Source organism: Comamonas sp. 14P8.1.4, assembly GCF_057799285.1.
The window spans coordinates 292,334-306,129 of the sequence record NZ_JBYOKN010000002.1; the positions used below are offsets into that span (position 1 = coordinate 292,334).

Consider the following 13,796-nt stretch of genomic DNA (forward strand, 5'->3'; position numbering starts at 1 on the left):
GCCGCCTGCATCATGCGGGCACACCCACCACACGCAGTACTTCGGCACCGTAGGCCTCGAGTTTTTTCGCGCCGATGCCACTGATGCCCTGCAAATCGGCTAGTGACTGCGGATTGCGTTCGGCAATGCCCACCAAGGTGGCATCGTTGAAGATGACATAGGCAGGCAAATCGTGCGCCTTGGCCACTTCGGAGCGCCAGGCCTTGAGGTTGATGAAGCGCACCTGCGCATCGGGACCCAAGTGGCTGGCGGCCGCGCTGGTGGGCGTGCTGCGCTTGGCCCCACGCGCGCGGCTGGCGGCCACCGATTCACGCAGTAGCACCTGTACTCCGCCGCGCAACACCTCACGCGATTGCGCAGTCAGAGTCAGCGTGTCAAACACATGGCCGCTGTTCTCACTGGTCACCTTGTGCAAGCCCAGCGCGCCAATCGCCAGCAGTTGGCGCATCACGCCGCGCAGCTGCTGCTCGCTGTATTCCTTGCCGATGCCAAAGGTGGAAATCTTGTCGTGCAAATACTGCGTGACTTTGTCCGTGATCTTGCCACGCAGCACATCCATGATATGGCCGGCACCAAAGGTCAGCTGGCTCATCTCATGCACGCGATAAATGGTGGACAGCAATTTGCGCGCAGCATCCGTACCGTCCCAGATGGCCGGTGGGTGCAGGCAGTTGTCGCAGTTGCCGCAGGGCTGGGAGGCCTCGCCAAAGTACTGCAGCAGGCGCACACGGCGGCAGTCGGTGGCTTCCGCCAAAGTCAACAGCGCATCCAGCTTGCCACGCAGTGCATCCTTGAAGGCTTCGTCGGCATTGCCTTCGTCGATCATGCGACGCTGGTTCAGCACATCCGAGATACCGTACGCCATCCAAGCGTGGGCAGGCAGTCCGTCGCGTCCTGCACGGCCAGTTTCCTGGTAGTAGCCTTCGATGTTGCGCGGCATGTCCACGTGTGCCACAAAGCGCACATCGGGCTTGTCAATACCCATGCCAAAGGCAATGGTGGCCACCATCACAATGCCGTCTTCGCGCAAGAAGCGGTTTTGGTGCAGCTGGCGGGTTTCCGAGGGCAAACCTGCATGGTAGGGCAAGGCATTGATACCGTTGTCCTGCAACGTTTGCGCCAGCTCTTCCACGCGGCGGCGCGAGAGACAATACACCACCCCGGCATCGCCTTCGTGGTCATTTTTGATCAAACGCACCAACTGGTTGGTGACGTCCTTTTTTTCAACGATGGTGTAGCGGATGTTGGGGCGGTCAAAGCTGCTGACAAACTGCTGCGCCTGCTCCAGGTGCAAGCGCTCCACGATGTCTGCGCGCGTGAGGTCATCCGCGGTGGCTGTCAGTGCAATGCGTGGCACCCCGGCATAGCGTTCGTGCAGCACGCTCAAAGCGCGGTATTCAGGGCGGAAGTCATGGCCCCACTGGCTCACGCAGTGCGCTTCATCGATCGCAAACAAACCCAGCTGCCCTTGCGCCAGCAAGTCATCGAGCAAGCCCAAAAAACGCGGGGTGTTCAAGCGCTCGGGGGCCACATACAGCAAGGTGAGCTGGCCGCTTTGCATCTGCCATTCCACGTCCTGGGCCTGCTGCCAGTCCAGCGAGGAGTTCAGGAAGGCTGCCTTCACCCCGGCTTCATGCAGCGCGCCCACCTGGTCGTGCATCAACGCAATCAGTGGCGAGACCACAATCGCCACGCCATGGCCTTGCTGCTGGCGCACGATGGCAGGAATTTGGTAGCACAGGCTTTTGCCACCGCCTGTCGGCATCAAGACCAGCGCATCCCCACCGGCCGTGACGTGTTCCACGATGGCTTGCTGAGGCCCACGAAAGGCTTCGTAGCCAAAGACATCTTGCAAAACGGTTTGGGCGGGGGACAAGGCAGCTTCCTCAATCTGGCGCGAACAAACCGCGTATTGTGCGCTGCGCCAGTGGCTGGCGGCTCACAGCACAACAAGCCCCTAGCGGACAACTCTGCTTTGAGCGGATGCGCAGAATTTTTCGACACACCAACAATTTGATACAGGCTGCACGCAGCCCACCAACACAGGGGATGTCGTCTATGTCACCACGCATATGGGGCTGTGCCGCACTGGCAGCCTGGGCCACGGCCAGCAGCGCCTACGCCCAGGCACTGGATACCCGGCCAACTTGGTACGTACAGGCCGGCCAAGGGGAAGAGAGCAGCAAGGCCCTGGTCGTGGGCACCACCATGCCCTGGAAAACCGGGCCGTGGCAGCTGGGCAACGGCCTGGTGCACGGCCACTGGGATGCCTGGCTGGGTGCCTGGTCCAATCGGGATTTGCAAGACCACCGCTTCACCACACCCGCGCTGGGCATTGGCCCCAGCCTGCGCTGGCGCGGCGCACAGGGCAACGCCCCCTGGTTTCTGGAAGCAGGTACAGCGCTGATGGTGACCGGCAAGCGCCTGTACAACGACCAGCAGCGCATGGGCACACGCTTTAACTTTGCCACCCACCTGGGTGTCGGACTGAACTTTGGCCCCAACGCAGCACATGCGCTGACCCTGCGGGTGCAACACGCATCGAATGCCGGTATTCGCAACCCCAATCCCGGTATCAATTTTGTGCAACTGCGCTACGCACACACCTTCTAGCGCGCTGTCACCGAGCGAACAGCGCAGACTGCAACCAGGCCGCATGATGCGGTCTTGTTGCTTTGGAGAACACCACCATGTCGATTTGGCGCAAACCCGCTGAACTGGAGGCCATCAATGGCCGCAATGCCAATACAGCTGTCGAGCATCTGGGCATTGAAATTACGGAAATCGGTGACGACTATCTGGTCGGGCGCGTGCCCGTAGACCACCGCACCAAACAGCCCTTCGGCTTGTTGCACGGCGGCGTCAGCGTGGTGTTGGCCGAGACCCTGGGCTCTATCGCCGCCTACCATGCCGCGCCCGAAGGGCACCTGGCGGTGGGGCTGGACATCAACGCCAACCACCTGCGCTCTGCGCGCAGCGGCTGGGTCACAGGCACGGCCAAGGCCGTACACATTGGCAAAACCACACAGGTCTGGCAGATCGATATGGTGGACGACAGTGGCAAGCCAACCTGTGTGTCACGCATCACCATGGCCATCCTGGCGCCCCAGTCCTGAGTTGCGTACTTTCAAACAAAAAGGCTTCGCATGCGAAGCCTTTTTGTTTTTTTATGCCTCATAGGCCTGCCGTGCCAGGGCCTGCGCCAGTATCCAGGCCGGGTCGATCAGCTCCAGCCCTTGTGCCTGCGGGGCTTGCGGCAACGCCAGCGGAATTTCGGTGCACCCCATGATCACCGGCAGCGGGCCATGTGCGTGGTGCAGCGTCTGCAGCACATCCCCAAAACAGGCGGTTGCCAACGGTACATCGCCGCCCTTCACACCGGCGTAGATGCCGCGCATCAGCAGCTCGACCCCCTGCGCATCCGGCACCCGAGGAACAATTCCCTGGGCACGCAATGCAGCGTCGTACAAGCCTGTTTGGTAAGTGCCTGCCGTGGCCAGCACCAGGGCTTGCGTCACACCCTGCGCTTTCAAGAAGGCCGCCGTTTCCTGGGCAATGTGCAAGATGCGCAAGTGTGGAAACAAGGACTGCAACTGCGCATGCCAGACATGGGCTGTATTGCAAGCCACCGCCACACTGCGCACCCCCAGCGCCGCCAGGCGCCCCACACCTTGCAGCATGTGCGGTGCAGGGCCGTTGGCGGCCTGTGGATCCGTCTGCAGCGCATGGGTGCGGTCTGGAATGGGCATCTGTACCAGCCAGTGCTCAGGAAAGCGCTGGTCCTTGACCTCCTGCCCGTGCGCGCGCAGATAGGACTCACAGGCCTGCACAAACAGGCGTACAAAATCGGCTCCAGCGGCTGGCCCCATTCCGCCCAAAATACCCACCGCCTGCGGTGGGGCCCACACACCAGAACTCATGGTCAGAAGGCAGGCTTGTCGCTCAGATCTGCCAGGTTCTGTTTGAGCTGCGTCGACATAGGCAAGCCCAGTGCTGCATTCACGGGAGGAATGGGCTGCATGAACCACTTGTCATACAACTTGGAAAACTGGCCAGACTTCATCATGTCGCCAATCACTCCATCCACCAGCGCCTTGAACTTGGGGTCGGCCTTGCGCACCATGCAGGCATAGGGTTCCACCTGCAAGGACTCACCCACCACCGCGTAGTCCGCCGGCGTCTTGGAGTTGGAGATCAGGCCAAACAGCAAGATGTCATCCATGCCGAACGCCGCAGCGCGGTCGTTTTGCACCAGCAAGAATGCATCGGCATGGTCCTTGGGCATGACCATCTCAATGCCCCACTGACGCTCGGCATTCGCCTTGCGCAGCACCTGCAGGTTGGTCGTTCCCGCCGTCACAGCCACGGTCTTGCCCTTGAGGTCGGTGTAATCCTTGATGCCCGAGCTCTTCTTCACCAGCAAACGGGTGCCGGTGTAGAAGTGGTTGATGGCAAAGTCCACGTCCTTGGCACGCGTGGTGTTGTTGGTGGTGGATCCACACTCCATGTCGATAGTGCCGTTCATCAGCAAGGGAATGCGGTTTTGCGAAGTCACCGCCTGCCAGCTCACCTTCAAATCGCTCTTGCCCACGGCCTTCTTCACCGCTTCAACCACGGCATTGGAAATATCCACGGCCATACCGATGGGCTTGCCTTGGTCCAAGTAGCTGAAAGGCACGGAAGACTCACGGTAGGCCATGGTGATCTGACCGCTTTGTGCCACCTTGGCCAAAGTATCAGCATGGGCACCCGCCATGCATGCCAGACCCAGGCTGGCGCAAAGCAATGTGGAGCGAAATTTCATGGGGTTCCTCTCAAGTGGCTGCAAATGTGAAAGCCAGTGTAGGAAGCAGCGCCGCGCCGCTGTGATGCCAATCGCCACGCAACCCATGCCTGTTATTTATGCTTTCATGCTGGTTTTCACCAAGCCAGTGCAGTGCTGCCTGCGTGCAGTGCGGCATGCACCTTTGTGGGCAGGGTTTTCCGCAAGCCATCCGCTCCAGCACCCATAACATCAGCACATACCCTAGGAACAAAACGCCATGCGCAGGGCCTCCCGCGCAGACCTACATTCAACGCAGCAAGGAGAAATGACATGCATGTGTGTGTAGTAGGGGCAGGCATTGTGGGGTTGGCAACGGCCTATACCCTGCAGCAAGCGGGGCATCAGGTGACCATCGTGGAACGTGCCGCGCAAGCGGCCATGGGGGCCAGCGGCGGCAATGGTGCACAGCTGAGCTACGCCTATGTGCAGCCCCTGGCAGATCCCGGCATCTGGGCCATCCTGCCCAAGTTGCTGCTCGACAAAGACTCTCCCCTGCGCTTTCGCCTGCAAGCCGATCCCCGGCAATGGTCCTGGGGCCTGCAGTTTCTGGCCGCATGCAACGCCAACACCTCAGCAGCCAGCACCCTGGCCTTGCTAAAACTGGCGGCCGAAAGCCGCCAGGCTTTCGAGGCCATGCAGGCACAAGAACACCTGGACTGCGACCATGCCACACCGGGCAAGCTGGTGCTCTACCCCACTCAGGCGGGTGTGGACGGCGCCGCACGCCAGGTTGCGCTGCAGGCGCAGATGGGAGGGCCAGAACAGCGCATCGTGGATGCCGCACAAGCCACGCTGATTGAGCCGGCCCTGCGCGACTACGCCAGCCATATCGCAGGGGCGGTGTACACCGCCAGCGAAAGCGTGGCGGACTGCCGCAAACTGTGCGAGCAGCTGTGCCAGCTGCTGGTGCAGCGCGGTGCGACGCTGCTCTGGAACACCGAGGTGCAATCCTGGGAGCGCACAGGCGATGGCATCACCGCCCTGCACACCAACCAGGGCCGCATCCCGGTCGAGCAGGTGGTGCTCGCCTGCGGCTGGGAAAGCACTGTTCAGGCACGCCGGCTGGGCGTGCGCATTCCGGTCTACCCCCTCAAGGGCTACAGCATCACGCTGGATGCCACCCACGCACCGGCTGCGGTGCCGCACGTCAGCGTGACGGACACCAGCCGCAAAGTGGTGTTTGCGCGCATTGGCGAGCGCCTGCGGGTGGCCGGCATGGTGGAAATTGTGGGCGCCGACACCCAGCTGCAACCCGCACGCATTGAGAGCCTGCAGCAATCCACGCGCGCCGTGCTGCCGCAATTTGCACAGCCTGCTGATCTGCAAGCGTGGACCGGCATGCGCCCCGCCACACCCACTGGGCTGCCTATTACCGGGCGTGCGACCGGTGGGCCGCGCAATCTCTGGCTGCAAACCGGCCATGGCGCACTGGGGCTGACGCTGGCCTTTGGCTCTGCCCAGCGGCTGGTGGCAGCCATGGGCCAGGCGGCGTAGTTACAGCAGCTCGCGCAGCGCCTTGCGCATCTCCTGCGTCATGGCGCGTGCCAGCACGGAGCTGGGGCGCTGCGCCAGGTGCAGCGCATTCACGCTGACGGTGATGCGCGGCAGCAAGGGCACGACATGCACCTTGCGCTTGTCCGCAGCCGATGCGGTGCAGCCATCCACAATCGCAACGCCCAGCCCGTATTCCGCCATGGACAGCGCCGCGTGGTAGGTCTGCACCGTCACCACCGGGGTCAGGCCCACACCATGTTCGCGGCAGGCCTGGTTGATGCGCATGCCCAGCGGATCGCGCGCATCCAGGGCCACCACCGGCAGATCGGCCAGATCTTCCAGCGCCATGCCCGCCATTTTGACTTTGGAAGGCGCCATCAGCCCCTTGGGCACGATGCAATACATGTCCACCTCGGCCAGGGACTCGCGCTCCAGCGCATGCTGCCCCGCCGAGCTGATGACAAAACCCACGTCGGCCTCTTGCAGCAGCAGCCCCGACACCACCTGCGGGGTATGCAGGGCCTGCACCGTGACCTGCACATTCGGGTACTTGCGGCGGAAACCGGCCACCGCGTGCGGCAACACTTCGCGGCTGAGGGCAAACACGGTCAGCACCTGCAAGCGATCGGTCACCGTGCCGTGGCGCAGGCTGGTGGCCAGGCGTTGCACCTCGTCCAGCTGCTCGTACAGTTTTTCCACGTGCGGGAACAGGGCCATGGCCTCGTTGGTCGGCGTCAGCCGGCCACGGGCGCGCTCAAACAGCGCAAAGCCCAGCTGCAGCTCTGCGTGCTGCAGCGTGCGGCTGACCGCCGGCTGCGTCACATTGATCAGCCGCGCAGCCGCGCTGACGCTGCCAGTCTGCATGACGGCGTTGAACACCTCGATGTGGCGTAGACGCATGCCTGAGAGTTCCTTGAACGAAGTGGGTGATTGCCGTGCGTTGCATGGATCCACACAGGATCCGCCCCAGGGTATGAAAAACAAAAAAGGAGCTAAGAGCGCTTTAAATACATCGTGTTTCAATACTTTTCAGTAGGAAATACAGGATTTACGAGCGCAAGCTGCTCCTTTTTTTAAACGCATGACAGCAAATCAATCGCTCTCTTGCATCTGCGCCAGGCGCTCACTCTTCCAGTACACATCATCGCCGCCGTTCACGCGGTTGAGCACGCGGGCCAGCACAAACATCAGGTCAGACAGGCGATTGAGGTACTGGCGCGGTGCGGCGCGCAACGTTTCCAGCTCCTGCAGCGCCACCACCTGGCGCTCAGCGCGGCGTGCCACGGTGCGGCAGATGTGGGCCTGCGAAGCCGCGCGTGTACCTGCGGGCAAGATGAATTCCAGCAGGCGTGGCAGCTGCGCGTTGTAGTGCGCCAGGGCTTCATCCAGACGCAGCAGTGCATCGTCCTTGAGCATCTCGTAGCCGGGCACGGAAATCTCGCCACCCAGGTTGAACAGCTGGTGCTGCACATCCACCAGAACGGCGCGAACATCGGCAGGCAGTTCTTCACACAGCAGCAAGCCAATGTGTGAGTTCAGCTCATCCACATCGCCCATGGCGTGCGGGCGGGCGCTGTTTTTGGAAACGCGGGTGTTGTCACCCAGGCCAGTGGTTCCGTCATCCCCCGTGCGGGTCGCGATTTGTGTGAGGCGGTTGCCCATCAGAAGCTCCTTCATCTGCACGCATCCAACGCATGCCAGGCGGCATTGTGCGTTACATGGTGCACAGGAATGTTGGTGCAGGAAACAGCCGGCAAAAAACATGGACATCACCGGCGCGCTTCGGTGCAATGCCAACCATGTTGAATCGTTCCAGGAGCACCCCCATGCCAACCAACCCTCGCAACCTTCATGCCTTTGATCTGCGCAGCGTGGTGCTGTTTACCAGCCTGACATTGGGCGGCACCATGGCCGCCATGGCGCAAACGCCGGCACAGCCCGCTCCGCAGCCTCCCGCCACCACAGCCCCCGCACCTGCTGTACAGGCACTGACGCCTTCTGAAGTTTTTATGCGTGCCGATGTGAACCGCGATGGACAGCTCTCCCGCGAAGAAGCACAGAACCTGCCCAGCGTGGCTGAACAGTTTGACGAATGGGACCGCGACGGCAATGGCCAGCTGTCTTTGGAAGAGTTTTTGCTGGGCGCCAAACGCCACGGATAAGGCGCTTCCACGTGGGCCACTATGCCCACTTTGCGAGTGCAGCAGCCCCTGCGCCAGGGCCCTGCACCGCAGGGGCGGATGGTATTCTTCGCGCTCTCCCGGAGCCCCTCGATGAATGCACATACCCCCCCTCAGTCACTGCACACCCGCGAAATTCCTGCCGCATTTATGCAGGCACTCCAAGAGCGCTTTGGTGGACAGTGCTCCACCGCACAAGCCGTGCGCGAGCAGCATGGCCGCGATGAGGGATCGATCCAAGCACCGCCACCTGCTGCCGTGGTCTACGCCCACAGCACGCAGGATGTGGCCGACTGCATCCAGCTGGCCGCACAGCACAGCGTGCCAGTGATTCCCTACGGCGCAGGTTCCTCCCTGGAAGGCCACTTACTGGCCGTACAAGGCGGTATCAGCCTGGACGTGAGCCGTATGAACCAGGTGCTGCGCATCAACGCCGAAGACATGACGGTCACCGTGCAGCCAGGCATTTTGCGCAAACAGCTGAACGACGCCATCAAGGACCAGGGCCTGTTCTTCCCCATCGACCCCGGTGCTGACGCCTCTATCGGCGGCATGACCGCCACCCGTGCCAGCGGCACCAACGCCGTGCGCTACGGCACCATGCGCGAGAACGTGCTGGCGCTGGAAGTGGTGACCGCCTGCGGCGAAGTCATCCGCACCGGCAACCGCGCCAAGAAAAGCGCTGCGGGCTACGACCTGACGCGCCTGATGGTGGGCAGCGAAGGCACGCTGGGTATCTTCACCGAGATCACCCTGCGCCTGTACCCCCTGCCCGAAGCCGTGAGCGCTGCCATCTGCTCCTTCCCCAGCATTGCAGACGCGGTGCACACCGTCATCCAAACCATCCAAATGGGCGTGCCGATTGCCCGCGTGGAGCTGGTGGATGCCGCCACCGTGGCCATGGTCAACAAGCACAGCAACCTCTCGCTGCGCGAAGAACCGATGCTGCTGATGGAGTTCCACGGCTCACCCAACGGCGTGAAAGAGCAGGCTGAGATGGTGCAAGACATTGCGGGCGAATTCGGCGCCAAAGACTTTGAGTGGGCCGACACCCCTGAAGAACGCACGCGCCTGTTCACCGCCCGCCACAACGCTTACTTTGCCGGCATCCAAAGCCGTCCCGGCTGCCGCTCCATCACCACCGACACCTGCGTGCCCATCAGCCGCCTGGCTGACTGCCTGCTGGAGTCGATCGATGAAGTGAATGCCAGCGACATTCCCTACTTCCTGGTCGGCCACGTGGGCGACGGCAACTTCCACTTTGGCTACCTGATCGACCCCGACAACGCCGATGAACGCACCCGCGCGGAGGCCCTGAACCACGCCCTGGTGCGCCGCGCCATTGCCATGGAAGGCACTTGCACCGGCGAGCACGGCATTGGCATCCACAAGCAGGACTTTCTGCGCGAGGAATGCGGTGACGGCGCCATCGCCATGATGGCAGCCATCAAACAGGCGCTGGACCCGCAGAACATCCTGAATCCAGGCAAGATTTTCTCGCGCTGACCCGACGCGCATTACCGCGCATGCCTGCGCCAATGCAGGTGCTCCACGCACAAAAAAAGGTCTGCCATGCAGACCTTTTTTGATGTGTGACTGCTGCCCACCAGTTCAGCAGCTTTGCAGCGCCGACCACCGAGGAATGTCCCCGATCTGCCGGCGTTGGCACCCAGCTTTTAGAAGCTGTGGCGCATACCGATGGCGATGCCTGTTTGCGATGCACCAGCCGCCGGGTTGCCACCGGCAGCACCATTGCTGACTGCGGTGGTGTTGACGCCGTCGTTGCTCACATGGCCTGCAGTAATGTAGGCCGCTGTGCGCTTGGACAAGGCATAGGTACCACGCAGTGCAAACATGGTGGCTGCGTTGTCGGTGCGGCGGTAATCCAGCTTGAACACCTGGCCATCCAGGGTGAAGGCCGGTGTCACGTTGTAGGCCGCGCCCACATACCAGAGGTTGCTGCGAGCCTGGGTAGCGCTGGCATCGTTGTCACGCGCGATCAAGCCCGCGCCCAGCTTCAGGTTCGTGCTGGGCTTGAACCAAGCGGCGACAGTTGTACGGCGGTCTTTCAGATCGCTGCGATTCAGGCCCGCGAAAGCGCCTGCACCACCGCGAATTTCATCGACTGCAGCAGCCACGCCCCACTGCGCAGCGTTGTACTTGGCCATGACGCTCCACTGGCGGCAAGCCTTGCTGTCGGCGGCGTTTTCGCCGGCGCAATTGGTGCCAGAGGGGCTGGGGCCTGCATTGACCGTATCGCGACCAAAGCTGTAGGTACCGCCCAGCTCCAGACCGCCCCATTTGCCGCGATAGGCGATGGAGTTGTCCACGCGGGCATTGGGCAGGTAGCTGTCCAGCGAGCCCGATCCATAGAGATTAGGGCCCAGGATGTCCGCTTCCAGCTGCGAATAAAACAGCATGGAGTACTGGCGGCCCATCGACAGCGTGCCCCAATCTCCGCTCAGGCCCACAAACGCCTGGCGACCAAAACCACGGCCACCTTGGTTGAGCGTACCGCTGTCCACGCCCATCCCCATTTCCAGGGTGAACACGGCTTTCAGGCCGTTGCCCAGATCTTCAGTGCCGCGAAAGCCCAGGCGCGAAGGCACCGAGCCGCTCAGGCCTGGCATGCGTGTCAGCGACGTGCTGTCCACACCCACGTGGTTGATACGTTCGACCGCTGCATCCAGCAGGCCGTACACGGTCACATTGCTCTGGGCCTGTGCGGCAGCGGCCACCGCCCCCAGTCCAGCCATCAGGCACAGCGTGCGCAGTCGTGGCAAATAAGGCATTTTTTTGTCTCCTCGTTGTTGTCGTACTACCCATTGAAATGGCAGCGCTCAGGGCGCTGCCGACACCGCAGGGGCTTGCGCTGTATCGGCCCAGTCTTGGCACGATGCATCGGTTGCAGCCACGGAATACAGCACGGGCGCATTGCGCGTCTGAAGAAAAGCCTCCAGGCTTTCTCCGCGCATGGCCGCATAGATATGCAGGTTGGAGACCTTTAGCACCGCGCCCAGCTTCTCTAGCCCAAAAAAGATGGCGCCGTAATGGATCATTCCGCGCCAGTCACGGCGGCGCAGCAGATCGCACTCCTCGGCGTTCAGCCCAGCAGCGAGGAAAGCACTTTCCTCGTCGCGCAAGAAGGCCTCGCGGTGGTCCGGCAGGCGCATGTCACGCAGGAACTGGTTGAGCCGGTAGGCCTTCACACTGCGCTCCAAGTCAAACGCATACGTGCCCTGCAGTTGTTCCGCACCTTGCAACTGTTGTTGCATGCGCTGCAGGTGGCGCTGCTGCTCGCCCGCGATGACGGGGCCGGCCAGGTTTTCATAGACCGCCACGGCAATGCCTGTCATGGACGGCAGGTAGTAGGCCTGGTGCACCTTGCGCACCTGCGCAGACAGGCAGCCCCGCATCACCAGCCACATGATGACTTCCGCACCCTCCAGGCCGCCCAGGCTGGCGAATTCGGCATGGGTCAGCTGGGTCAGGCGCTCGGGGTCTTGCTCGATCAGTTGCAGAAACTGTGCATCCCAGCCCGTGTTGTTGAAACCCGCGCGCTCGCCATGCACCTGGTGCGACAGCCCGCCGGTGCCCAAGATGGCCACCTTGATGTCCTTGGGGTAGCTTTCAATGGCGCGGCGCAGCGCTTGCCCCAGGCGGTAACAACGCGCAGCGCTGGGAATGGGAAACTGCAGCACGCCCACTTGCAAAGGCACGATGCGCATGGGCCATGTTTCGCCGTGCTCGCACACCATGGACAGCGGAGAAAGACAGCCATGGTCCAGCGCCTTGTCCTGGAAGAAGGACATATCAAACTCTTCGTTGACCAGTGACTGCGCAATATGGCGCGCCAGCTCCGGGTCACCGGGCACTGGCGGCAAAGCGCGTGCGCCACCGCCTTCGTCGGCCACCGCATATTCAGGCCCCACACCCAGCGCGAATGCGGAGTAGTGGTCAAAGAAAAACGAGGTGATGTGGTCGTTGTAGATGGTCAGCACCACATCGGGGCGCGTTTGCTGCAGCCAGTCACGCACAGGCGCAAAGGCGGCAAAAACAGGACCCCATACCGGGTCGTCCTGCTGGTTCTTGTCAAACGCAAACCCAATGGTGGGGGTATGGGAACAGGCGATAGCGCCCACGATGCTGGCCATAACGACACGCTTTCACAAAGAAAAACTCTTGCAAGGTCATGCACAGGGACCGCCCTTGTCCTTTGTGCTAAATCAAAAATCAGCACGCCGCGATTCTGGAAATACCTGTGCGGTATGGATAGATGCCGCGATTACATGCGTGATAACGTGGCGTTATCGGGTCAAGCCCTTAGTCATCTGCATCCCCCTCCGCCCATGAAATTGCACGCCCTCCAAGCCCTGGTGACGGCTGTCGACACCGGCAGTCTGCGCAGCGCAGCCCGTAGCCTGGGCATGTCCCAACCCGCGCTCAGCAAGCTGATCCGCGAGCTGGAGCATTCGCTGTCCGCCACCTTGCTGCTGCGCTCTTCCCAGGGCGTCAAGCTCACCGAACAGGGCGACGTGCTCTATGCCCACGGTCGCAAGGTGCTGCAGGAGCTGGCCAGCGCCACCGACAAAATCCAGCAGCTGGGCGGTCAGTTCCAGGGTGTGCTCAAGGTGGCCGCCGTGCCCGTGGCCATGCTGCTACTGATTCCGGAGACGCTGCGCACCTTCAACCGCCAGTTTCCGGACATTCGCCTGCGCATCCATGAAGAGCTGTTTGTGCACCAGCTGCAGCGGCTGCGCAACGGTGAGGTCGACCTGGTGGTCGGAGGCATCCCCGAGGGGCTGCCCGCCGGAGAGTTTGTGGCCGAGGCCTTACTCGACACAGAGATGGTGCCCGTGGTGCGACAGGGCCACCCGCTGGCGCGCGCACGCAGCCTGGCGCAGCTGGCCGATCAGCGCTGGGTGTACACCAGCATGAGCACCGACACCGGCTACGCCAGCCTGCTGTTTGAGCAGCTGGACATGCCTGCGCCGCCTGTGGGGGCCGTGGTCAACTCCACCCTGGGCCTGCTCACGCTGCTGGCTACCAGCGACTTTGTGGGCCTGCTGCCACGCCAGATTGCACAGCACCCGCTGGCACGGCTGCATGTGGTGCCCGTGCCAGTGCAAGAGCCCGGGCTGATGCTGCGCGTGGGGGCCATCGTGCGGCGGGATACCGCCGTGTCCACCTCGGTGCGCCACCTCATCAACCACCTGCACCGCGCAGCCCACCCGCTGCAGCCCGCACAGCCGGCATAAAAAAAAGGAGCGCATAGCGCGCTCCTTCTCTCAATTTAC

Annotated in this window: 13 protein-coding genes; 6 read left to right on the forward strand and 7 right to left on the reverse strand. The window is 62.2% G+C overall.

The genetic code is table 11. The features are described from left to right. Positions 1-10 precede the first annotated feature (10 nt). Entirely contained in the window at positions 11-1,876 is a 1,866-nt protein-coding gene (gene recQ / locus AC27VO_RS06025; RefSeq protein WP_488665808.1) for a DNA helicase RecQ, read from the reverse strand. 182 nt (positions 1,877-2,058) lie between these two features. Between recQ and AC27VO_RS06030 the strand changes: the two genes are divergently transcribed. Both AC27VO_RS06030 and AC27VO_RS06035 read left to right on the forward strand, forming a co-directional pair. Further along, positions 2,059-2,613 carry an acyloxyacyl hydrolase gene (locus tag AC27VO_RS06030; RefSeq protein ID WP_488665809.1) on the forward strand — a complete coding sequence of 185 codons (555 nt, stop codon included), beginning with the start codon at positions 2,059-2,061 and terminating at the stop codon, positions 2,611-2,613. A 77-nt stretch (positions 2,614-2,690) separates the two neighbouring features. Then, complete coding sequence (locus AC27VO_RS06035; RefSeq protein WP_488665810.1) at positions 2,691-3,116, forward strand: hotdog fold thioesterase; 426 nt, start codon at positions 2,691-2,693, stop codon at positions 3,114-3,116. A 51-nt stretch (positions 3,117-3,167) separates the two neighbouring features. Here AC27VO_RS06035 and AC27VO_RS06040 read toward each other — a convergent pair whose 3' ends face one another. Together AC27VO_RS06040 and AC27VO_RS06045 are read right to left on the reverse strand one after the other, a co-directional pair. Next, positions 3,168-3,920 (reverse strand): aspartate/glutamate racemase family protein, encoded by a 753-nt coding sequence (locus AC27VO_RS06040; protein ID WP_488665811.1) that lies wholly within the window; start codon positions 3,918-3,920, stop codon positions 3,168-3,170. Positions 3,921-3,922: 2 nt separating this feature from the next. Beyond that, positions 3,923-4,804 (reverse strand): amino acid ABC transporter substrate-binding protein, encoded by an 882-nt coding sequence (locus tag AC27VO_RS06045; RefSeq protein ID WP_488665812.1) that lies wholly within the window; start codon positions 4,802-4,804, stop codon positions 3,923-3,925. 291 nt (positions 4,805-5,095) lie between these two features. Here AC27VO_RS06045 and AC27VO_RS06050 point away from each other — a divergent pair, with 291 nt between their 5' ends. Further along, a complete protein-coding gene (locus tag AC27VO_RS06050) occupies positions 5,096-6,319 on the forward strand; it encodes a D-amino acid dehydrogenase (RefSeq protein ID WP_488665813.1) in 1,224 nt (407 codons plus the stop codon). Here AC27VO_RS06050 and AC27VO_RS06055 read toward each other — a convergent pair whose 3' ends face one another. Then, entirely contained in the window at positions 6,320-7,219 is a 900-nt protein-coding gene (locus AC27VO_RS06055; RefSeq protein ID WP_488665814.1) for a LysR substrate-binding domain-containing protein, read from the reverse strand. A gap of 192 nt (positions 7,220-7,411) precedes the next feature. Beyond that, positions 7,412-7,981 carry a cob(I)yrinic acid a,c-diamide adenosyltransferase gene (locus AC27VO_RS06060; RefSeq protein ID WP_488665991.1) on the reverse strand — a complete coding sequence of 190 codons (570 nt, stop codon included), beginning with the start codon at positions 7,979-7,981 and terminating at the stop codon, positions 7,412-7,414. A gap of 164 nt (positions 7,982-8,145) precedes the next feature. Between AC27VO_RS06060 and AC27VO_RS06065 the strand changes: the two genes are divergently transcribed. Continuing rightward, on the forward strand, positions 8,146-8,481 hold the full coding sequence (locus tag AC27VO_RS06065; protein WP_488665815.1) for an EF-hand domain-containing protein: 336 nt from the start codon (positions 8,146-8,148) through the stop codon (positions 8,479-8,481). A gap of 111 nt (positions 8,482-8,592) precedes the next feature. Then, the gene (locus tag AC27VO_RS06070) at positions 8,593-10,005 is read left to right on the forward strand and encodes an FAD-binding oxidoreductase (protein ID WP_488665816.1); all 1,413 of its coding nucleotides are present in this window, start codon (positions 8,593-8,595) and stop codon (positions 10,003-10,005) included. A 170-nt stretch (positions 10,006-10,175) separates the two neighbouring features. Here AC27VO_RS06070 and AC27VO_RS06075 read toward each other — a convergent pair whose 3' ends face one another. Further along, positions 10,176-11,291 (reverse strand): porin, encoded by a 1,116-nt coding sequence (locus AC27VO_RS06075; protein ID WP_488665817.1) that lies wholly within the window; start codon positions 11,289-11,291, stop codon positions 10,176-10,178. A 48-nt stretch (positions 11,292-11,339) separates the two neighbouring features. Further along, positions 11,340-12,653, reverse strand: a complete 1,314-nt coding sequence (locus tag AC27VO_RS06080; protein ID WP_488665818.1) for a gallate dioxygenase — start codon at positions 12,651-12,653, stop codon at positions 11,340-11,342. Positions 12,654-12,848: 195 nt separating this feature from the next. Between AC27VO_RS06080 and AC27VO_RS06085 the strand changes: the two genes are divergently transcribed. Continuing rightward, positions 12,849-13,757: a LysR substrate-binding domain-containing protein gene (locus AC27VO_RS06085; protein WP_488665819.1), complete on the forward strand. Its 909-nt coding sequence runs from the start codon at positions 12,849-12,851 to the stop codon at positions 13,755-13,757. Positions 13,758-13,796 lie beyond the last annotated feature (39 nt).